20 protein-coding genes and 2 pseudogenes are annotated in these 19,813 nt (G+C 65.1%); 9 read left to right on the top strand and 13 right to left on the bottom strand.

Annotated features, from left to right (window positions below):
• Positions 1 to 3: 3 nt before the first annotated feature.
• Genes I55_RS25835 through I55_RS25810 form a run of 6 tightly spaced genes read right to left on the bottom strand, consistent with a single transcriptional unit; the run spans position 4 to position 5,867 of the window.
• Positions 4 to 810: a glycosyltransferase family A protein gene (locus I55_RS25835; RefSeq protein ID WP_083901441.1), complete on the bottom strand. Its 807-nt coding sequence runs from the start codon at positions 808 to 810 to the stop codon at positions 4 to 6.
• On the bottom strand, positions 810 to 1,730 hold the full coding sequence (locus I55_RS25830; RefSeq protein ID WP_159107273.1) for a hypothetical protein: 921 nt from the start codon (positions 1,728 to 1,730) through the stop codon (positions 810 to 812). The genes I55_RS25835 and I55_RS25830 overlap by 1 nt, the downstream gene beginning before the upstream one ends.
• 19 nt (positions 1,731 to 1,749) lie before the next feature.
• The gene (locus I55_RS25825) at positions 1,750 to 2,958 is read right to left on the bottom strand and encodes a hypothetical protein (RefSeq protein ID WP_159107272.1); all 1,209 of its coding nucleotides are present in this window, start codon (positions 2,956 to 2,958) and stop codon (positions 1,750 to 1,752) included.
• Positions 2,955 to 3,884 carry a glycosyltransferase family 2 protein gene (locus I55_RS25820; protein ID WP_044563590.1) on the bottom strand — a complete coding sequence of 310 codons (930 nt, stop codon included), beginning with the start codon at positions 3,882 to 3,884 and terminating at the stop codon, positions 2,955 to 2,957. Before I55_RS25820 ends, I55_RS25825 begins: the two co-directional genes overlap by 4 nt.
• Positions 3,881 to 5,053, bottom strand: a complete 1,173-nt coding sequence (locus tag I55_RS25815) for a hypothetical protein (protein ID WP_044563589.1) — start codon at positions 5,051 to 5,053, stop codon at positions 3,881 to 3,883. Before I55_RS25815 ends, I55_RS25820 begins: the two co-directional genes overlap by 4 nt.
• Entirely contained in the window at positions 5,046 to 5,867 is an 822-nt protein-coding gene (locus I55_RS25810) for a hypothetical protein (RefSeq protein ID WP_044563588.1), read from the bottom strand. Before I55_RS25810 ends, I55_RS25815 begins: the two co-directional genes overlap by 8 nt.
• 379 nt (positions 5,868 to 6,246) lie before the next feature.
• Here I55_RS25810 and I55_RS36315 point away from each other — a divergent pair.
• Positions 6,247 to 6,469, top strand: a pseudogene (locus I55_RS36315) (transposase); the annotation flags it as partial.
• Positions 6,434 to 6,984 (top strand): annotated as a pseudogene (locus I55_RS39590) (transposase). The pseudogenes I55_RS36315 and I55_RS39590, both read left to right, overlap by 36 nt.
• 168 nt (positions 6,985 to 7,152) lie before the next feature.
• Here the strand turns inward: I55_RS39590 and I55_RS25800 are convergent.
• The 7 genes from I55_RS25800 to I55_RS25770 form a co-directional block, all read right to left on the bottom strand.
• Entirely contained in the window at positions 7,153 to 8,478 is a 1,326-nt protein-coding gene (locus I55_RS25800) for an FAD-binding oxidoreductase (RefSeq protein ID WP_044563587.1), read from the bottom strand.
• Positions 8,479 to 8,506: 28 nt separating this feature from the next.
• Entirely contained in the window at positions 8,507 to 9,967 is a 1,461-nt protein-coding gene (locus I55_RS25795; RefSeq protein ID WP_044563586.1) for an aldehyde dehydrogenase family protein, read from the bottom strand.
• Positions 9,968 to 10,060: 93 nt separating this feature from the next.
• Positions 10,061 to 10,498, bottom strand: coding sequence for a RidA family protein (locus I55_RS25790; RefSeq protein WP_252181318.1), 438 nt, complete (start codon positions 10,496 to 10,498; stop codon positions 10,061 to 10,063).
• Positions 10,492 to 11,667, bottom strand: coding sequence for an alanine racemase (locus I55_RS25785; protein ID WP_044563585.1), 1,176 nt, complete (start codon positions 11,665 to 11,667; stop codon positions 10,492 to 10,494). The genes I55_RS25790 and I55_RS25785 overlap by 7 nt, the downstream gene beginning before the upstream one ends.
• A gap of 135 nt (positions 11,668 to 11,802) precedes the next feature.
• Entirely contained in the window at positions 11,803 to 13,206 is a 1,404-nt protein-coding gene (locus I55_RS25780; protein WP_199902724.1) for a DUF1624 domain-containing protein, read from the bottom strand.
• Positions 13,203 to 13,937 (bottom strand): cupin domain-containing protein, encoded by a 735-nt coding sequence (locus tag I55_RS25775; RefSeq protein WP_044563584.1) that lies wholly within the window; start codon positions 13,935 to 13,937, stop codon positions 13,203 to 13,205. The genes I55_RS25780 and I55_RS25775 overlap by 4 nt, the downstream gene beginning before the upstream one ends.
• The gene (locus tag I55_RS25770) at positions 13,934 to 14,602 is read right to left on the bottom strand and encodes a haloacid dehalogenase type II (protein ID WP_044563609.1); all 669 of its coding nucleotides are present in this window, start codon (positions 14,600 to 14,602) and stop codon (positions 13,934 to 13,936) included. Before I55_RS25770 ends, I55_RS25775 begins: the two co-directional genes overlap by 4 nt.
• A gap of 675 nt (positions 14,603 to 15,277) precedes the next feature.
• Here I55_RS25770 and I55_RS25765 point away from each other — a divergent pair.
• The 7 genes from I55_RS25765 (at position 15,278) to I55_RS25735 (ending at position 19,801) form a co-directional block, all read left to right on the top strand.
• Complete coding sequence (locus tag I55_RS25765; protein ID WP_049974499.1) at positions 15,278 to 15,667, top strand: copper-binding protein; 390 nt, start codon at positions 15,278 to 15,280, stop codon at positions 15,665 to 15,667.
• A gap of 3 nt (positions 15,668 to 15,670) precedes the next feature.
• A complete protein-coding gene (locus I55_RS25760) occupies positions 15,671 to 16,225 on the top strand; it encodes a DUF2231 domain-containing protein (RefSeq protein WP_044563583.1) in 555 nt (184 codons plus the stop codon).
• A gap of 223 nt (positions 16,226 to 16,448) precedes the next feature.
• Complete coding sequence (locus I55_RS25755; RefSeq protein ID WP_044563582.1) at positions 16,449 to 17,183, top strand: DUF4198 domain-containing protein; 735 nt, start codon at positions 16,449 to 16,451, stop codon at positions 17,181 to 17,183.
• Between the two features lie 29 nt (positions 17,184 to 17,212).
• Complete coding sequence (locus tag I55_RS25750; protein WP_049974498.1) at positions 17,213 to 17,596, top strand: hypothetical protein; 384 nt, start codon at positions 17,213 to 17,215, stop codon at positions 17,594 to 17,596.
• 10 nt (positions 17,597 to 17,606) lie between these two features.
• Positions 17,607 to 18,344, top strand: a complete 738-nt coding sequence (locus I55_RS25745) for a HupE/UreJ family protein (RefSeq protein ID WP_083901439.1) — start codon at positions 17,607 to 17,609, stop codon at positions 18,342 to 18,344.
• 1 nt (position 18,345) lies between these two features.
• Positions 18,346 to 18,930, top strand: a complete 585-nt coding sequence (locus I55_RS25740) for a hypothetical protein (protein ID WP_044563581.1) — start codon at positions 18,346 to 18,348, stop codon at positions 18,928 to 18,930.
• Positions 18,931 to 19,189: 259 nt separating this feature from the next.
• Complete coding sequence (locus I55_RS25735) at positions 19,190 to 19,801, top strand: Plug domain-containing protein (RefSeq protein WP_044563580.1); 612 nt, start codon at positions 19,190 to 19,192, stop codon at positions 19,799 to 19,801.
• The last annotated feature ends 12 nt before the right edge of the window (positions 19,802 to 19,813 follow it).

Raw genomic sequence — 19,813 nt, 5'->3', positions numbered from 1 at the left:
CGCTCACGGCACGGGACAGGCGTAGGGGCTCGTGGGGATGGCTACCGCTTCGGGTCGCAGCAGGATTGCCGACGGCTCCACCTCGCTTTCGACCGCGACCGATCGCATCCCCGCCTTGTATTCCTCCCGGTACTGGATGGTCAGGTTCTGCAACCGCATCCGGGTGTTGGACTCATAGTTCGTTTCGGGATGGGCGGTGAGCGACCCACGATGTGTACGGCGCAGGTAGAGGAATTCTTCCAGGACAGCCTTCCGGAAGCCGGCCACCTCGGCGCGGATCAGGAATTCGGTGTCAGCACCGCACGGCCAGGCGCGAAACCCGCCCAGCCTCTCCCACACGTGCCGCTTGGCAACAAACTGGCCGTGCGAGCCTTTGCGCAGGTGGCCGCTCTCGGGTCGGTAGTCCGGCAAGGCGGGTATGGAGGACGTCGGCCGCAGGTCCTCGTCGGTGTAAACGCTCCACGAGAAGGTGAGGTCCGCGCCCTCTTCCTGCGCCTCGATATGGCGGCGCAAATAGCCGTCCAACATCACGTCATCAGCGTCGAAGCGGGCGATCAGGTCGCCCTCGGCGTACTGCATAAGGGTGTTGAAGGTGACGTAGGTGCCACGATTGCGCCGCAGGTGCACCTTCTGCAGGGCGGGGTAAGGCGCCGTTCCGATGTAATCCAGCGTATCGTCGCAGCCGTCGACGCCCAACAGCACCTGCAGGCGCCAGCCGGCCGGCAGGGGCTGCGCGAACACGGCATCCAGGCAGTCGCCCAACCAGCGGCGCGCGCGAAAAGCGGCGATCAAGACGGATATGGTCCTCATCAGACAACCTCCTCCAGGGTCGGAGACGCTAGCCGTTGAAGGCCACACCGCAAAAAGGCGAACCACTCCGCCGTGGGCGGTCGGGTGTTGTAATAAGGCGTCAAATTCAGATCGATGATGGTATGCCGGGTGCCGTCATGGATGATGTCCAGGCAGAAGTAATCGAACGGGTATCGCGCGACGAAGCCGGCCAACTGCCGCCACATGTCCCTGGGGAATCCCTCGTGGTCATCGGCCACAGCCGCGAGGCGGCGGCGATCGATGCAGACCCAGCGGTCGCCTGGCCGCTCCATCTCCTTCTTGATCAGGTCGGGGCTGTGGGCGCGGATACAGACCAACGCGTCGCCGCAGCCATAAATGCGATAGATCGTGTCGTCGTGGGCGATGAAGTTCTCGATGACCAGGTGGGGATCGTCCCACCAGGCCGGGTTGACCTCGTCGCGGCGCAGCAGCCGATAGTCGTCCCAGCCGCGAATGGGACAGTCGGCCGGGGCGGAGAACAATGGTTGCAGGTGGGCGGGCAAGGCCCGTTCCGCCTCGCCGCCATAGTTCAGGTCGGTCTTCGCGAACAGGAACTGGTCAGCCGGACCCTCACGCGCGGCGCGGGCGCTTCTCAGGCCGGCATTCTCCAACATGGTATGCAGGGTGCGCTTGCGCATGTCCGCCCGGCCGGCGTTCAGCACCTTGATCCCCCGCCGCGCCAGTTTCCGCTCAAACGCCGGGCGATGGCGCGGGAACAAGGCGGCGTTCGACAGGCGGTGATGGAACAGGACCGCACGGATGTCCGGGCCGCACGCCGCGTCCAGCACCTCCCAGTCATCATCCCATTCCGCCGTGCAATGAGCCCCGGCGAGGTAGCTGATCAGATACCCCCGCCACGCTGTCCACTCATACACCAAAAGACTGTTTATCTTTTCCATGGGGCACATCCCGGGAGGTTCACCGGCGCCGGTCGACAAGCGTCGCCGTCTTGGCCGTCGTGGGGTCGATGTGAAGATCGGCGAAGGTGACCGCACGCACGTAGGTCGTGTCGACGCCTTCATCCTGTTTCATGTGCCGGCGCAAGCGCTCGGCGACGACGGGAAGGATGGCCGGGTCGTCGCAGACGACATGCAGGCCCAGCCGGTCGCAGCCCCCGGCCCCCAGATCCAGGACCGCCTGCCAGGCGGCGCAGCCCTCGGCCACGGCGGCGAAACCGCTATCGTCGTAGCTTATCTCATAAAATCGGAAGGTGCGCGGCCGCCGGCCCCGAACCTCCAGCAGGCGTTCCCCATCGCGGATCACGATGCGGCCGACATCGCCCTGGCTGTAGCGGAACAGGGGAAACCGCTCACGCCAGGTATTGGTCACCACGATCTCGCCGACCCCTTCCGCATCCGGCGAAGCGATCTCCACCACGATGCGCGGCAGGATGCTGAACCACCCGGGAGTGGCGGTGGCGTCGCAGACCGCCCAGATGCCGGTCTCCGCCGCACCGTACAGGGACCAGATCTGGCGGATGTCGAAAGTGCGGCACAGACGCTCGCGCACACTGTCACGCATCAGCTCGCCCGCATACAGCAGCTGCGGAATACGGGGCAAAGGCTGGCCGGATCCCTCACACCAGTTGGCGAACAAGGTCAGGACGGACGGTGTGCCCGCGATATGGGTCGGCTGGAACAACTCCGCCGCCGCCCGCATGTCGCCATACGGGGACTGCGCGCTCATGGGCAAGGTGGTGGCGTAACACCGCTCCAGCAGGTCATCCACGATTGCCGCCGTGCGATAGAGGCCGGTGTAGGCGAAAAGGTTCAGCACCACCGAACGGGGCGCGAACACCCCACGGGCCAGCAGATGCTCGGCCAAGGCCTGCCGCTGGGCATGGTTCTCGGCGATGTCCACGGGGAAGATCAGGGGGCCGCCGCCGGCGCTGCCGCCGGAACGGACAAGGTAGATCCCCCGGTCCTCGCCTGCCGGAGAAAAGCCGTCCAGCGCCGCCAGCAAATCGCCCTTCTGGCACACCGGCGCGTCACGCCAATCGTCGCACTCCTGGTAAAGGTGGCGCCAGAAGGGATGGCGGCGCGCGCTCTGGAAGGCCTGCGCCATCATGTCGTCCACGCTGCGGCCCTCGCCGCCCACGGACCCGATCCAGCCAGCATCCGGGCTCATGCCGCCCTCCATAACAATGGCAGGTCGATATCGAAATGGCTCAGCAGGGCGCCGTGGGCGCCGCAGAAGGCGGCACGCTGGGCATCGTCCGGCAGACTGTCCATGGCGAAGGTCAGCCACCGTTGTCCCAAGGTGCGGCACAGTTGGCGGTCCTCAACATCCCCGCTGGCGCGGAAACGTTCCAGGCTGGGCGGAACTTGCAGTTGGCGCCAATCATCGCACCGCCGGTGCGACAGGCTGTCAGCCAGGATCCGGTAGCGGATCAGTGGCTCCGCCAGCAACCCCACCCGGGCTGGGGTGCCGCCGCCTTTGATGACGCCCTTAGCGACGCGGTACCAGAAATCGATGTTCTCATTCACATGACGACCTTCCGCGAAGCGCTCATTTCCGATGACGCTGCGGCGCACGGCCACGTTGCTGGCGCGCCCCATGAAGAAGTCCGGATGGCTGGCGCTGGCCGTCACGCGGGGCAAACGATGCAGCGCCCCCTCCAGCGGCACGACCTGATCCTGTAGGGCGACCAGGTCCGGGAAATAATCGCCTGGCCTCGAGGTAACGAACCCCAGCACCAGCAGATCCAGGCCGTACCCGTGCAAGCAGCGCAGGATTTCCCTGCAGCAGTCGTCGCGCCAGCGGTCGTCAGCGTCCAGGAACGCCAGGACCGTGCCGCTGGCGCGCTCCAGGCCACGATTACGCGCGGCGCTGGGCCCCCCGTTAGTCGGTAGACGCAGCAATTCCGTCCGCGCGACCCCAAGCGCGGCCAAATGATCCAGGCCCGCCTGGGCCACCCGCGCGCCATCGTCGGTCGAGGCGTCATCAACCACGATCACTTCGTGGGGCAGATGGGTTTGGCTTGCCAGGGAGGCCAAGGCCTCCTCGACGTAATCTTCCCGATTATAAAGTGGAATGACGACCGACAGGCTCATGACGCCACCTCGCACCGGTAGAGCTTACCCCGCTGTTGATGCAGGTTGATCACCGCGTCGGTCGACCCGCGGAACATGCCATTGCCATAGCAATGGGCATCCCGGCACAGCAGCATGCCGACCATGTGAATGGGGCCGGGGAAATCCGGATCCTTGAAGTCGAGCTGGTCCAGATAGGGCTGGAACATCAGGTGCGGCCAGTCGCGCCGCACCCGCTCGGCCCACTCCGCCTCGCCGCAGGCCGAGCGGACCAGGGTGCCGATGCCGCGCCCGCCACTGCTGGGCTTGGCGATCCAATCCCCGTCGTAGCGCAGCAGCCGCTCGGCCTCCACCGCCGAACGGGCGCAGACCGAGGTGATGAGGTGCGGGCGCAGCCGCGCATACAGGTCCGCCGGCATGGCGTCACGCATGATGGCGGCATCCGACAGCACCGCCAGCACACGCTTGTCATGCACCAGGATCACGGTCCGCACATCGTTGAAATAGGCGCGGTGGGCGACGATGTGGGCCAGGACAGCGGGGTCCAGCGCCGGCAACTCGCTACGGTCCAACTGCAGGATCAGATGGTCCAGCGCCCGGCCTTGGGCATGCGGATGCCCATCCAGCAGGCTGAGATCGCCCGGCCGTGCGGCGATGAAGCCGACGCCCGTCCGCCGCAGGTGGTCCGACAGATAGTCGATCTCGCCGCTGGGTTCCCTGGCATGGACCAGCGCCACGGTTTGGCCGGGCCTGTAGGGCGCGCACAGATCATCCCAGAAATCCGTTTGCCCACGCGACCAGGCGCGGCTGACCATCCAGCCGTTCAGCGGATAGCGGGCCCCAATCTCGCAGATCCGCGCCATGCCGTCCCGGTCCAGGATGAAGTCAGGCCTGTACCATCCCACGCGATAAGGGATGGGCGCGGCCAGCCTCAGGATGCCCTCCAAATCCGGCGGCAAGGAATAGATGGCCCGGATACGGCCATCCAGGAAATACCGCTGCACCACCGCCCGCAAGGCAATGTCCAGCAAGCCGGCCAACGCCTGCATCCGGTCGCGATAGGCGGTCGAAAGGGCGACGGCACGGTCGGAACACACCTCCCCATGGCGCAATCCGCCGACCATGGGAAGCGGCGCCCCCACCCCGGCGCCACCCGTCTCAACCAGGATGGGGAATTGTCCCTCACGCATGTTCATGAACATGTACGGGGGCAGGAAACAGCGCCTGAAGAACGGCCGCCTTCCTTTGCAGATACTGGCCCACGATCCCGGCCAGATCATAGGCCTCCCAGTCGACGTCGAACGCCCGCGCATAATGGTTCAGGGCATTCAGCGCATGGAAGAAGTGGTTCTTCTCCGTGCCACCACAGTGCACGCTGATCCAGCGCAGGGGGCGGGCCGTGTCTTCTTCCGTATAGTGGAAGTGCTCAATCAGCCACTGTCGGAACAGGGGCAGGATGAACTCCACCTCACCATGCGTGTAAATTTCATGTGCCAGCGTGGTCAGCAGGCCCAGCGCGATATCGGGTTCGCGCAAGGACATGTGGTCCTTCCACGTCTTGAATTCGGCGGCGCTCCTGTCGATGTAGCGGGTCTGGAGCCAGGCGTCGTCACCGACGATATCGGTCGCCATGGTGTGGAACATCTTCGAATGCAGGATCTTGTGCGTCACCGCCAGGTCTTCGTCGATGATGCGATGCAGGGAAACCAGGGACTGCAGCAGAGATTGCTGGTCCAGCACGGGTTCGCCGCGATGAAGCTTTAAAGTCAGCCTGTTGCTGATACCCGCCACGGTCATGGCGCTGTTGTTGGTCTGGCTCCAGCTTCCAAAGAAGCGGCGCAGGGCTTCACCATCGTGCCGTCGCGACGTCAGGTCGCGGAAACCGTTCTCGATAACGGCGAATTCCGCCTTGTGATTGGCAAAGCCCCTCAGCAGCGGTGCGCGGAATGGCCCGTCAGGCATGGTCCGCAACACCGGCAAAATGTGATCGCTTAATGTTTCCATGTGAAAATCCCCAAGAGTGATAGATTTCCGCGCCCCAAAGACGATATCTTCTGATTTTACTTACAGATAATATTTCTACAGGACGGATTTATACCGGAAATACAATGAATTAATTGCCGCAGCGACCATAGGAACAATAAACCATGGCGATATTTTATAAATACCACTGAGTGCGTACTTTCAATCTTTCAATCGCAATCCTATTCGGGCCAGGCGCCCGCATCTGGTTGAGAATGGGCGCCAGAGCGGGCGCGTCGATACGCACTGGCGTTGCGCCAGCGCGCCGCGGAACCACCCGACGGCACCCAGCACTCGCGAGGGAAAAGGGGCGAAGGGCCCTTCCCCAGATGCGGGGTCTGGGAACCAGAAGCCCCCCTTGGACCTGCGCTCGCAGCCGACGATGACGCGCCTGGAGAACCTGCCGGGCCCGGTGGCGCTGACGCGCATGATGGCGGCCATGGTGGAACTGTTCTGCGACAGCTTCGCCACCGTTCCCCGCCGCATCATCCTGGACATCGACGACACCGAGGACCGGGCCTAGGGCCTGCAGCAGCTTTGCCTGTTCAATGCCCACCACGACAGCCGCTGCTTCATGCCCATCCATATCTATGAGGCCTTCGGCACGGATGACGCGGCTTCGCCGCGGGTGCGAGCGTCATCGGGTCGGCTATGTCTTCGGTCTGGCCGGCAACAAGGTGCTGCTGCGCCGCGTGGTCCCCGTCGGCGACAAGGTGCGGCGCCGCACCGAATTCCCCTACGCCGCCAAATCCTGGAAGACCGAGCGCCGGGTGATCGCCCGCATCGATGCCTCCCCCAGGGCGTGGACAGCCGCTTCATCGTCACCAATCTGACCGGTCAGCCCAAGTCGCTGTACGAGAAGGTCTATTGTGCCCGGATCCAGGCGGAGAACCTGATCAAGGCCCACAAGCTGCACCTCGCCTTCGACCGTATCTCCTGCACCAAGGCGACCGCCAACCAGTTCCAGCCAAGCTTCCGCAGCCATCGTCAAAGGCGCAACACGGCCCAGGCCGAACGCTTGCATTGCTGGCGTTCGCGAGCGCACAGCAAAAACCCGGCCTCCCTACGGAGGCCGGGTTATCGGCAGACTTGCGCCTAACTGAGCGAAAGGTTCCTCGACTGGCTGCTTAGAATTAGATGCTATTCGGACTGTCTGGCGGCTCTTATGTCAGATGGCGGAGAAAATGGCGCAGGGTCAGCTGCTTCTCTGCTCGAAATACCGCATCGTCGGCCCTGAATGCCGACGCTGTCGCGCTAGTTCTACTACTCAGAAGTCCGCGACATCGATTTTCTCGCCCTTGTCGAAGCGTGATAGGGCATAAGGGCGAGGATCGACGATCGGTGTGGAACCCGTTGCAAGATCAGCGATCAGGTGCCCCGCGCCAGGTCCGATGCCGAAGCCGTGGCCACTGAATCCCGCCGCAAGGATGAAGCCAGGGACGTCGGGTATCCCACCAATCACTGGGACGCCATCGGGCGTGCTATCGATATAGCCGGCCCAGGTGTTCATGACTGGAGCGGCCCTAAGGGCAGGAACGAGGTCGACCGCCCGCTTCACTGTCAGGCGTACCGTGCGCGGATCCGGCGTTGGATCTAGAACACGCATCCGCTCCATCGGCGTCGACTGATCGACGGTCCAGCGGGAGCCCGTTTCATGACCGGAGCGCCAGCCTTCCAGCCCCCCCGGCGACAGGCTGCGCCAGCGCCGCAGGAACATGGGCAGGAATTCGCGGTGGAAGCGGAAGAACTGGGGCGTCGGATCGACCCGCGCCCACCCGCTGATCGACAGGGTATGACACCCGTCGCCACGGCGCGTGATCGACACCGACTTGGTGTGAAGGGCGTCCGGCAAATCGATCTGGTCGCTGGCCACCGCGACAATGGACTGGCGCACCGATGCCTGGGGAAAGCGAATGCCCAACTGATGACAAAAGGAAGAGGCCCACGCGCCACCGGTGTGTATGGCCAGCTTCGTACGGATGGTGCCCTTTTCGGTAATGACGCCGCTCACTGCGCCGCCCGCCAGTTCGATGCCCCGCGCGGCACAGCCTTGATGAACGGTGCCGCCGTGCCGCATCGCCGCCTTTGCCGCCGCCGGGGCCGCGAGCCCGGGGTCGGCGATGCCGTCGGTCGGGGCCAACACGCCCCCCCGCCAACGCCGCCCCGTGAAACCGCCCCGTTCGGTCGCCTCGGCGCCATCGAGCATCCGCGTGCTGACGCCGACCGTCCGCGCGAAGGCGCCCCAGCGGGCCCAGGTGTCCAGTTCCTCTTCGTCGTTGCTCAGATAAAACAAGCCGCAGCGTCGAAATCCGGCATCCTCACCACTGTCGGCGGCGAAGCGGTCCCAAAGATCGAGGCTTTTGGTTGATATCGGCAGTTCACGCGCATCGCGGTTCTGCTGCCGGCACCAGCCCCAGTTGCGGCTCGATTGCTCACCGCCGACCACGCCCTTCTCGACCAGCGCGACCTTCAGGCCCCGCATCGCGAGATAATAGGTGGCGAAGGCGCCGACGATGCCGCCACCGATCACCACGGCGTCGGCCTCGGTGGGCAAGGCGGGGGAGGACTGGATGAGACGTAGAGGCGCCGACATGGCGATGCGATCTCCCATGAGACGAAGGTCAGGCGTAGCCGAGTATGGCCTTGGTTTCGAGGTACTCCTCGACACCGAAGACCCCGTATTCCCGGCCGTTGCCCGACCGCTTGTAGCCGCCGAACGGCGCGTGGGGATCCCAGGCGGGATGATTGAGATGAACCTGCCCGGTGCGGATGCGGCGAGCGACATCGCGCGCGCGTTCGATATCGCCCCCCTGGACGTGACCGCCCAGCCCGAAGACCGTGTCGTTGGCGATATCGACGGCCTCGTCCACATCGTTGTAAGGCATGACGCACAGGACAGGCCCGAAGATTTCCTCCTGCGCGACCCTCATCGCGCGCGTGACGCCCGAAAAGATCGTCGGGCGGACATAGAAGCCGCGGGTCCTGCCCTCCGGACGCCCGGGCCCGCCGCAGACCAAAGTGGCACCCTCCGCGATACCTGCGGCGATCATGGCCTGGACGCGTTCAAACTGGGCGCGGTTGGCGATGGGGCCCAAGACGGTCTTCCCGTCGGACGGATCGCCGACGATGATGGCCCCCGCCGTCGCCCGGGCGATGGCCTCCACCTCCGCCATTCGGGCCCGGGGCACGATCATGCGGGTGGGCGCGCTGCAGGACTGGCCAACATTGCGGAACGCGGCCATGACACCCAGCGGAACGGCGCGCGGGAAATCGGCATCGGGCAGGAAAACGTTGGGCGACTTGCCGCCCAGTTCCTGGGTCACCCGCTTGACGGTCACCGCCGCCGCCTGGGCGACCAGCACGCCGGCCCGGTTGGAACCGGTGATCGAGATCATGTCGATACCGGGATGGGCCGCCATGGCCGCCCCGATTTCCGGGCCGGTGCCGTTGACCAGGTTGAAGACACCTGGCGGCGTGCCCGCGTCGTGCATGATTTCGGCGAACAGCAACGCGTTCAGCGGTGACAACTCGCTGGGCTTCAGCACCACGGTGCATCCGGCGGCCAGGGCCGGGGCGACCTTCGCCGTTATTTGGTACAGCGGCCAGTTCCACGGCGTGATCAGGCCACAGACCCCGATCGGCTCGCGTACGATGGCGGTGGTGCCCCGCATGGTCAGGAACGGATAGGTCGCCAGCACATCGGCAGCCGCACGGACGTGCGCCGCCGCGAGGGGGACATGGGCGGCGCGGGCATGGCTGATGGCCGCACCCATCTCACGCGACAGCGCCTGGGCCAGCGGCTCCGCCCGCTCCAGGATCAGCGCGTGTATGCGCTCAAGCAGCGCGCGCCGATCCGCGACCGGCGTGGCGCTGAACGCCGGCAGGGCCGCGCGCGCCGCCGCGACGGCGCGGTCGAGATCGGCGGCGGTCGCCGCCGCGAGTTCGGCGATCACAGCCTCGCTTGCCGGGTCGACCACCGGCAACGACACCGGGCCGGACGCCGGCCCCCATGCCCCGTCGATATAAAGCGCCCGCCCCGGATTCACATCCCCGGCCGCAACCGAATTCATTCCAGATGTCATCGCACCAGATCCTGACGGCGGTAGGCGCCGACGATGGACGGGAAACCAGGGCTCGCCGGAATGGCCGGCCCATCGAAAACCTGAAGGCTGGGATCAGATCATGTTCATCGCGCCCTCCCGGGCGCCGGTCGCGCCACACACCGCCACGGCATCGATCTCGACCAGATAGCCGTAATGCAACTCGCCGACCGGAACCACCGTCCGCGCCGGCCGCGCGTCCCCCATCATCTCGGCATAGACCGCGTTGAAGCGGGGCCAATTCTCAACGCCGACGATGTAGGCGGTGACCTTGAGAATATCGCCGGGCCCGGCGCCGGCGGCGCGCAATGCCACCAACACGTTGGACAGCGCCTGCCGGACCTGATCGTCGAACCCCAAATCAGCGGTATGGGAGCCGTCCGCGCGCACGCCGAGTTGGCCCGCCGTGAAGACCAAGCCGCCATAGCGGATGGCATGGCTGTAGTGGCCGCCTGGCCGTGCAAGGCCCTCGGGTTCCAACGTCTCTATCTTCATCTCCATGAGGTTCACCATCCCCGCATCCGTGGCCACGCCGCCACGATGTCGCGGCTGCCGGTTGTGACCACCTGGTAGGCCCCATGCTGAGCCGCCGTCGCGCATGCATGGTTGGGCAGAATACGCACGCGTGCACCGACCGGAAGGTCGGGCAACGCGGCGGCGCTGCCGGGCCGGACCTTGATGATCCCATGCTCCTGGCTGGCATCATCCACGATCAGATCCGGCCACGGCACACCGTCGACATCGCAGACGAGGCCGTACCCTTGATCAACTGGATGGCGTTGCGTCCCCCGGTCGCGAGACATGGCCATCCAGCCAGCGTCGATCAGGATCCAGCCCTTTTCCAGCTTGTGTCCGATGACGGTGGCCAGCACCGAGACGGCGATGTCATCGACCGCGCAGACACCGATGCCATGCATCACGAGATCGAAGAACATGAAGACACCGGCGCGCACTTCCGTCACACCATCGAGATCGCGGGCGAAATGCGCGGTCGGGGTCGAGCCCACGCTGACCACCGGCGCCGCGTGCCCGTGGCGGCGCAAAGCCTGGGCGGCGGCCACCGCGGCCGCGCGCTCGCCCTCGGCAGCCTCCACCAGGCCCACACCTCCCCGGCACGCGTAGGATTCCCCGGCATGGGTGAGCACACCCCGGACCTCCACCGCCCCTGCCCGCAGAATATCCGCGATCTCGATGATCGCGGCGTTACCGGGGGAAAGCCCGCCGCGATGGCCGTCACAATCGATCTCGATCAACACCGCCGGCATCGCGCCGCCGTCCCGTGCCGTCGTGGCAAGGGCCTGGGCCTGTTCGACGGTATCGATAAGTACCGCGACGTCCACGCCCTGGGCCACAAGGTCACGTATCCGCGCGATCTTCTTCGGCGCCAAGCCGACGGCATAGACGATGTCCGTCGCACCCGCGGCGGCGAAGTATTCCGCTTCAGCTATTGTCGAAACGGTGATCGGCCCCAGGTCACCCGTGAAAAGGCGCTGGGCCACGTCGATCGATTTGGCGGTTTTCACATGCGGTCGGAAGCCAACGCCGAGATGCGCCAAACGCGCCTTCAATCGGGCCACGTTCCGATCGAACCGCGCCACGTCAAGCACCAGCGCCGGGGTCTCAGCCGCATCAAGGGTCATCTGACCAGAATGGGCGGGCGGCTTGGATAAGGTTTCAATCATCCTGGGTTCTCTTGGAGATTCTTGGAAATGCATGCCGACGATCGGTTGGGCGACCGGTTGGAAAGCGCGATCAAGCGGGTCCAATGCCGGATCAGGAAGGGGCCGCCACGCGCGCGCTGGTTAAAGCCCCCCGCCTTAAAAGTATTTCAGCCAGGCGATGTCGCGACGGCGCCTCTTGAGGCGGGAGAACCACGCGGTCGGCACGTAGAAGGGAATTATCAAACCGAGATACCAGACGACCACCCAGCCGTAGCTGCCAACCCCGAACACGGTGCCGTGGTTCGAACCCCAGATCGCGAAGGCGATATGATACAGAATACGAAGCGTGCAGAGATGGACGATGTAAAAGAACATCGGCGCCCCACCGAACACCGACAGCACACCGACGAAGCCGGAGTCCCGTACGCGGTCCAGCAAGGCGAGCAGAACCGCGCCGACGCCCAAGGTCGGCAGCAGGAAGAGAAGAGACGGCGGATATTTGGTGAGCGCCAGAAAGCTCATCATCGTGCGCAGCGGATCACCGTCGACGACGAACCACGGCTTGTCGCCATAGATGTTGAGCGCGCGCAATACGACGAAGGCGGCAATCATCCCGAAACCAAGCGTCAGAAGACGGCGCTGGCGCGTTTCCGGGGAAATGTCGGCCTCGAACCACGGACCGATGCCATAGCCCAGCGATATCACACCAATCCACGGAAGAATGGGATAGCTCGTTTTCGCGACGAGGCCGAACGGCAGCGAGATGAAATCGCGCTGATGCAGCTCGGCCCAAAGGATGAACAACGGATTATCGGGGGTGAGGTGGATGGGATCGAGAAGATTGTGACCACAGACGATGACCAGGCCTAGGGTGATCAACGCGGGGCGTGGCAGCCGGATCAAGGCCGCCAGCACGATCATGCACACACCGATGCACCAGATGACTTGCAGCCAGAGCATCGGCGGCGATATGCCCCAATAAATGGGCGACAGGATCAGCACCTCGATCGCCATCAGCAGAAGGCCGCGTTTCACCAAATAAGCCGTCGTTTCGCCCCTGGTGTGATTGCTGGCATACAGATAGACGCCGAGACCGGTGAGCGCGACGAAGATGGGCGCACACAGGCTGACCAGCAGACGGGCGAGAAACACCGCCGGCGCGGCCGTCCGGGCATCGACCGGATCGGCGACGGGCACATACAGGAACCACGTCTCGCGAACATGGTCGAGCAGCATGAAGACCATGACCAGCCCGCGCAGCGCGTCGATATTCTGAAGTCGCGGCCGCGCCATCGTCGTGCGCTTCGCGGACGCTTCACTCACCACAAATGATCCAGATCCAACCGACGCGATTTGGCCCATGTCCCGTTCCCCGTGTTTGTCGGCGATGACTTTATTGCCGTTTATTAAGCCAGCCTCCGCCGGCAACTTCTCCCGTATGTCGCCGAACCGCGCCACCGTCATGCGGCGACATGGACGCAAGGCGATATAAGATACCGTGGCGGCGCGCCAGTGGTTGAGGCGCCGGCGGTCCGGGCGCGTGGCCGCCGCGATGGTCACGCGGGACGCTGCGTCGCGTAGACCTTTTTGACATGCGTCTCGCTGATCCACGCGCAGCCATCGCCCCGGATGACCAGGCAGACATCGCCGGCGGAGAAGGTGACGCTGCCGCCGGCGCCAGCGAAAGTGACGCTGCCCTCCAGCAGATGCATGAGTTCGATATGGCGATAGGGCATCTGCCTGCGGTGATAGGGCGTGGAATCCCAGGTCCCGCAAACGAATTCACGACTGGCCGACCAGTAATCGGAATGGTTCCGGCAGGACGGTGTGGGGCCGACCAGTAATTCGGCCAGCGGCGGGTTGGAGGGCGAGAGAGGCGCGGCCTGGTCGATCGTCACCGGCGTCTCCGCCGTCCCGGGCTGGGCCGCCGGGCAGCTGGCGATGACCAGCAGCGTTCCCTCGGCGGCCCGCCAGGTGAAGCTTGTCCCCACTGGCAGCACGGCGCTCATGCCCGCCCGCAGCGAGAGGCGGCCGCCATCGCTGTCGATTTCAAGCCCACCGTCGAGAACGAGGACGAATTCGTCCGCCAACAGGCCATCGACGCGCCCTTCCCCGCGCGGCGCCAGGGCCGCGACGGTGGCCGCGGCGTCGGTAAAGGCCGGCACGGCGCGACCGCCGATCCAGTCGGCCGCAGGGGTCGTGCCGGCCGCATAGGCCCGCAGATCAACAACGGCCCCCACCGGGACCCCCACTGGGGCCCCCACCAGGCCCTTCAGGGCCTTCGCGGTCATAGTCCCACCAGCCCGGGCAGGCCGCCGATGTTGGGAATGTCGTGGACCTGGTAGTAGCTGTTCAGCGGCTCGTGCCCCCGGTTGACGAAGGCCTTCATGGTGATGCCCATGTCATAGGCGGTCATCAAGTCGTAGCGGAAGCTGGAGGAGCAGTGGAGCACGTCCGCCGGCCCGCAGCCCAGAGTGTCAAACATGAACTCGAAGGCGCGCATCCGGGGCTTGTAGGCCTGGGCCTCCTCCGCCGTGCAGACCGTGTGGAATGGCGCCTGCAGCCTCTCGACGCTGTGGGGGATGAGATCGACCATCGAATTGGACAGGATGACGAGCGGAAACTCGGCCGCGACGCGCTTCAGCGGCTCAACGACGTCGGAATGGGGGTTCCACGTCGGAATGGCGGCATACAGCGCCGCGCCGTCGGCGTCACGATACGGGACCCCCGCCTTCTTGCACGCACGCTGCAGGGCCTCGACCACCACATCGCGGTACGGCCGCCAGGCGCCGAGGACGGCGTCCAGCCTGTAGGCGGAGAAGTCACGGCAGAACTCTTCCAGCGCCTCCCCCGCTAGGCGGTCGGCGTAAACCTTCCGCGCCACCGGCGCCATCTCGAAGTTGATCAGCGTGCCATAGCAGTCGAACGTGATGAACTTCGGCCGCAAGACAGTCATGGAGGCCCCCTGTCGCTTAAGGTTTTTGGATTTGCGGTCGGCATACCGGCCGGCGCGATTCATAAAAGCCTAGCGCCAACGCGCGACATGATGGCGCCTTTGTTATCGCTCCGATTGGCAGGCTTCCGCGTCAGCGGGCATCGGCGCAGCACGATATACCGTTGTGACGGATCGGTGCCGGCGCCTTGCGATGCGCCTTTGCACACCCGGCACCGGACCGTTATGGTGCCGGCATGCGCCTCCGTTCGGTCCCACAACTCTTCGTCCTGCTATGCATCGCCGCCTGCGTCCTCGGATGGGCTGGCCGGGCGCAGGCCCATGGCGTGGGACGGCAAACTGTCATCGAGGTCGCGGCGGCCCCTGTCGCCGTCGTGGCGCCCTCCGTCCTGGTGGCCGACGTGCGGGACCTTGGATGCCAGGACGGCTGTTGCTGCCATGGGATCTCCCCGTGCTGCGCCATGGCCTGCCACGGGGCGGCACTCAGCCCCCAGGCTGCACCGGACTGGCTGGCGGGCCAGGCGCGAGCGCCAGGATCGCCGGCGCATACGAACGGGACCGGCATCACCTCCCTTCCCCCACTTGAACCTCCCAGGGGCGTGATCCGGCTGTAAGGCCACGCCCCACCCCGGCCGTTCCGCAATCGACGGCCCAGTCCAGATTCCCTGGGAGAATCAAATGATCCCGAAGACCTTCGCGCGCGCCGTCGTGGCGGCGCTGATGATCACGCACGCGCCAGCCCTGGCGGCGGCCCCGCCTCAAATGGACCACGACCATTCCGGCAAGACGCCCGACAAGACGCCGATCGGCACCGGCACGGTGAACGCCGTGGATGCCGCCCGCCGCACCGTTACTCTGACACATGGCCCGATCACCGCCCTGAACTGGCCCGGCATGACCATGGACTTCCCGGTGGCCCCGGGGATCGACTTGGCCGGATTGCGGCCCGGCGCCCAGGTCATGTTCGCCTTGGGGAGATCCCCGGCCGGTGCCTACTGGATCGATCATGTCATGCCGGACGACGCCGCCATGCCCACGGGCTACGGCCCCGATGACCACGGGGGTTGAGCCATGCCGGAGATCCTACCCAACTGGCACCCTGCGGTGGTTCATTTCGCCGTGGCGCTGCCCCTTCTGACGTTCCTCTTTTTCATGGCGGCATCCGTCCGGCACAAGACCGGATGGGCACCAGCCCTGACCACCGCCGCGCGCTGGTCGCTATGCCTGGGTACGGTGGCGGCACTGGCGGCCATCCTGACGGGACAGCGGGCCATGACCACCTCCGCCATGGATCTGGCCGGCCATGAGAACGTGCATATCCACCTAACCTGGGCCTACCGCACGGCGGCCGTGCTGGCCATCGCGTCGCTGGGCGCCTGGCTGGACCGCAAGCGGGCTGTGGGCGCCCATCCCCTGTTGCTGCTGTGCGTGGCCGGCGGCATGGGGCTGGTGGCAATCACCGGATGGTATGGGGCGGAGAACGTCTACCGCCATGGCATCGGCGTGCAGCGCCTGCCCGACCCCGCCGCCCTCGACGATCATCAGGGGCATGCCCACCATCATCACCACGACCATGACGACCCGGCATCGCAGAACGGCGATACGGAAACCGACCACCGCCACTGACAAGCGGGGCGCGCCGGCGGACGGCAACTGCGGCCATCCGCCGGCGCATCCTGTAAACCCAAAGCACAATCGACCGCCCGCCCGCCGGCCCGGGACGGTTTTCTGCCGCCAGGCCCCCCGCAATCGGTGCCATCCCGTCAATCCGGGGTGTTAGCCTTCTTAAAAAGAACGGGACCGCCATCAAAAGGCGTGCTGGGTCAAAACATAAGACAGGGGATCGATAATGCGTCGTTTCAAGCCCATCGCCCTCGCCGCGCTCACCAGCGCCCTCATCTCCGGTCCCGCCGGCGCCCACGCCATCTGGTATGCCGAACATGCCCGCCAGTTGGCCCTGATCTATGGCGTCGGCGCCGACGACCTGGATTCCGTGAAGCGTCTGCCCGGCTTCGAAGGCATTGCCGCCTACGACGCCAATTACCAGCCAATCGAGGCCAAGCTGCGCGTGGCGGGTCCCCTGGTGGTCCTGGACACCGAGCAGCGCCCGACCCTGGTGGCCGCCGTCCTGCAGAACGGCATCTGGTCGCGGATGAAGGGCGAGGAGTTCGAGAAGAAGACGCGGGAGGAAATGCCGAACGCCTTCTATTCGGAAAAGACCATCAAATACACGGTGGGCGTTCGCGGCCCGCTGGAGAAACCCATCCCCGCCCTGCCGGGACAGGTGCTGCAAATCGTTCCGGTCGGCCCCATACCAGAAAAGCTGGGCACGCCCATGACCTACAGGGTCCTGTACAAGGGCAAGCCAATCGCCGGCGTATCGGTCATCAACGACCTTGTGAACGACCCCGACGCCACCCCGGTGAAGACGGCCGCCGACGGCACCGTCACCCTGCCGGTGCGCAACCAGGGCCTGAACGTGATCGAGGCGGTCTACAAGGCCCCCACGGACGATCCGAAGAAATACGACGAAATCGAGCTTGGGGCCACGCTGTCCTTCCTGCTGCAGCACGCACCGGAATGAACCCGGTCCTCTCTTTGAAAGGCCTCGCCATGATCCTCGTGAAGTTCCTCACCCCGGCCCTGATCGCCCTGGCGCTGGCCGCCCCCCTACCCGCCCTGGCGCATGGCAACACCAAGCCGCAGCACGGCGGCGTGGTGCTGATGGCTGGCGAAACAGTATTCGAACTGGTGAACAAGGCCGGCGCCGTGGCGCTGTACGTCACCGATGATGACGAGCCAGTGACGGCCGCCGCCATGACGGGACAGATCAGCATCACCACCGGCGGCAAGACGCAGGTGGTGGCGCTGAAGCCCGCCGACGGCAACCGCTTTGACGCGCCTGGCGCCACCATCCCGGCCAAGTCCCAGGTCGCCGTCCAGGTCGTCGACACCGCGACGAAAACCAGCCTGGGCACCACCTTCACCATCAACTAGGGGGCCCCCGATGCAGGCAGCAGCCCCGCTTTCCACATCGACCCCACGCACGGCCAAGGCGTTGAGCCGGCTGGCTGTGCTGGCCGCCCTTGTCACGGCCCTTACCGCCACGGCCGCCTGGGCCCACGGCGTTTCGGACGCCGACAAAGCCTTCATCACCGGCGCCGACGGCGTCAACATCGTCCCCTACATCTATCTGGGCGCCAAGCACATGGTCACCGGCTATGACCATCTGCTGTTCCTGGTCGGCGTCATCTTTCTGCTGTATCGGCTGAAGGACGTGGGCCGCTACGTCACCCTGTTCGCGATCGGCCACAGCACGACACTGTTGCTGGGCGTGCTGACCGACGTGCGGGCCAATGCCTACTTGGTGGATGCCATCATCGGCCTGTCAGTGGTCTACAAGGCCCTGGACAATCTGGGAGCCTTCAAGACCGTGCTGGGCTTCACGCCCAATCCCCGCGCCGCTGTCCTGGTCTTCGGCTTTTTCCATGGCTTCGGCCTGGCGACCAAACTGCAGGAATTGGCGCTGTCCCAGGAGGGGCTGATCCCCAACCTGGTCAGCTTCAACGTGGGCGTGGAGATTGGCCAGTTCCTGGCGCTGAGCGTCATCCTCATCCTCATGAGCCTATGGCGCCAGACCGAGAACTTCCGGCACAGCGTCGTCCTGGCCAACGCCGCCCTTATGGCCGCCGGCTTTGTGCTGACCGGCTATCAGCTGGCGGGCTATTTCCAGCAAGGAGCCTGACATGGCGAGCCCTTCCATGGACCAATACGTGGTCACCCGCGGCACCCTGACCAAGGCGACGGCGGGGGCGGGCGTGGCCGCGGCCCTGATCCTGACCCTGTTCGTGCTGCCGGCCGAACGCGGCATCGACCTGACCGGGATCGGTTCCGCCATCGGCCTGACCCGAATGAGCCAGACTGAAAAGGGGGTGACGGCCCCGTCCCAGGCACCGACCGGCATTCCCATTCCCAACCGGGCTATGATCGAAAAGACGACGGCCCTGCGCAGCGACGAAATGACCCTGACCCTGGCGCCCCACACCGGCGCCGAGATCAAGGCCCACATGCGGGAGGGCGATCATTTCATCTTCCGCTGGGAAGCGAGCGCGCCCGTGAAAGTGGACATGCATGGCGAGCGGGTGAACGCCGGTGACGAGTTCACCAGCTACTGGAAGGAAAAGGAGCTTTCAGCCGCACAGGGCGACCTCACCGCCCCCTTCGAGGGCACGCACGGCTGGTATTGGCATAACCGCAGCGATGTTCCTGTCACGGTGACCGTGAAGACCGTCGGATTTTATGGGGATTTGTTCAGGCCCCACGCCGAATAGGTGTGGCGACGCCTGCCATCGGGGGCCGGCAGATTCATCTGTTTGGCAAGATGCCGCAATATTTCCCTCTGAAAACAACCCGGTCTTCGAACAAAGATTCCCAAGAGATCGGGCACCATAATTCCTAATAAAACGGGCGAAAGTTGGGTCCATTCTCCTGACGTCTTCCACGATGGCGCACGTTCGTCGCGAAGGGGAAGATCTACAAAAAAAATTCTTGGGGAGCCTTCACATTAAAATCAGAACAGGGGGCGAGAAAATGAAGGGCCATTCCGGTTTTCGATTCTTTTGTGCCGCGACCGCGGCTTACCTGATGCTTCAGCCTGTGGCCCGCGCCGCGGAAGACCAGGCCCCGGCCACAGGCGATGGCCTTGAAGAAATCACGGTCACGGCGCAGAAACAGCAATATGTCGGTACCGTCCCGGCCAAGGACGTCCCGCAGAACATTCAGACATTGAGCGCGGCCACGCTGCAGGAAACCGGCATCACCCGGCTTTCCGACGCCTTGGACCTGGTCAGTGGCGTGGCGCGCCAGAACAGTTATGGCGGTCTTTGGGACGGTTTCGCCGTGCGTGGCTTCGCCGGCGATATCAATGTCCCCAGCGGCTTCCTCGTCAACGGCTTCAATTATGGCCGGGGGTTTGGCGGTCCCAGGGACGTCTCCAGCGTGGAACGCATCGACGTCCTGAAGGGCCCGACATCGGCCTTGTTCGGTCGCGGTGAGCCGGGTGGCACGGTCAACATCATCACCAAGCAACCGCAGTTTCACGCCGGAAGGCAGCGTCATGCTGGAAGGCGGGAGCTACAGCCATTTCCCGGGGAGAGGCGGACTACACCACGCCGCTCAGCAACCGTTTCGCCGTTCGCCTGAACGGCGCCTTCG

This window comes from Azospirillum sp. B4 (genome assembly GCF_000333275.1).
Taxonomy (GTDB): Bacteria; Pseudomonadota; Alphaproteobacteria; order Azospirillales; family Azospirillaceae; genus Nitrospirillum.
This window is presented reverse-complemented; position numbering and strand designations above follow the sequence as displayed.

Bases quoted from the DNA above. Each gene is read 5' to 3' on its own strand.
- I55_RS25835 (WP_083901441.1), bottom strand. From the start codon at position 810: ATGAGGACCATATCCGTCTTGATCGCCGCTTTTCGCGCGCGCCGCTGG.
- I55_RS25830 (WP_159107273.1), bottom strand. From the start codon at position 1,730: ATGGAAAAGATAAACAGTCTTTTGGTGTATGAGTGGACAGCGTGGCGG.
- I55_RS25825 (WP_159107272.1), bottom strand. From the start codon at position 2,958: ATGAGCCCGGATGCTGGCTGGATCGGGTCCGTGGGCGGCGAGGGCCGC.
- I55_RS25820 (WP_044563590.1), bottom strand. From the start codon at position 3,884: ATGAGCCTGTCGGTCGTCATTCCACTTTATAATCGGGAAGATTACGTC.
- I55_RS25815 (WP_044563589.1), bottom strand. From the start codon at position 5,053: ATGCGTGAGGGACAATTCCCCATCCTGGTTGAGACGGGTGGCGCCGGG.
- I55_RS25810 (WP_044563588.1), bottom strand. From the start codon at position 5,867: ATGGAAACATTAAGCGATCACATTTTGCCGGTGTTGCGGACCATGCCT.
- I55_RS25800 (WP_044563587.1), bottom strand. From the start codon at position 8,478: ATGTCGGCGCCTCTACGTCTCATCCAGTCCTCCCCCGCCTTGCCCACC.
- I55_RS25795 (WP_044563586.1), bottom strand. From the start codon at position 9,967: ATGACATCTGGAATGAATTCGGTTGCGGCCGGGGATGTGAATCCGGGG.
- I55_RS25790 (WP_252181318.1), bottom strand. From the start codon at position 10,498: ATGGTGAACCTCATGGAGATGAAGATAGAGACGTTGGAACCCGAGGGC.
- I55_RS25785 (WP_044563585.1), bottom strand. From the start codon at position 11,667: ATGATTGAAACCTTATCCAAGCCGCCCGCCCATTCTGGTCAGATGACC.
- I55_RS25775 (WP_044563584.1), bottom strand. From the start codon at position 13,937: ATGACCGCGAAGGCCCTGAAGGGCCTGGTGGGGGCCCCAGTGGGGGTC.
- I55_RS25770 (WP_044563609.1), bottom strand. From the start codon at position 14,602: ATGACTGTCTTGCGGCCGAAGTTCATCACGTTCGACTGCTATGGCACG.
- I55_RS25765 (WP_049974499.1), top strand. From the start codon at position 15,278: ATGATCCCGAAGACCTTCGCGCGCGCCGTCGTGGCGGCGCTGATGATC.
- I55_RS25760 (WP_044563583.1), top strand. From the start codon at position 15,671: ATGCCGGAGATCCTACCCAACTGGCACCCTGCGGTGGTTCATTTCGCC.
- I55_RS25755 (WP_044563582.1), top strand. From the start codon at position 16,449: ATGCGTCGTTTCAAGCCCATCGCCCTCGCCGCGCTCACCAGCGCCCTC.
- I55_RS25750 (WP_049974498.1), top strand. From the start codon at position 17,213: ATGATCCTCGTGAAGTTCCTCACCCCGGCCCTGATCGCCCTGGCGCTG.
- I55_RS25745 (WP_083901439.1), top strand. From the start codon at position 17,607: ATGCAGGCAGCAGCCCCGCTTTCCACATCGACCCCACGCACGGCCAAG.
- I55_RS25740 (WP_044563581.1), top strand. From the start codon at position 18,346: ATGGCGAGCCCTTCCATGGACCAATACGTGGTCACCCGCGGCACCCTG.
- I55_RS25735 (WP_044563580.1), top strand. From the start codon at position 19,190: ATGAAGGGCCATTCCGGTTTTCGATTCTTTTGTGCCGCGACCGCGGCT.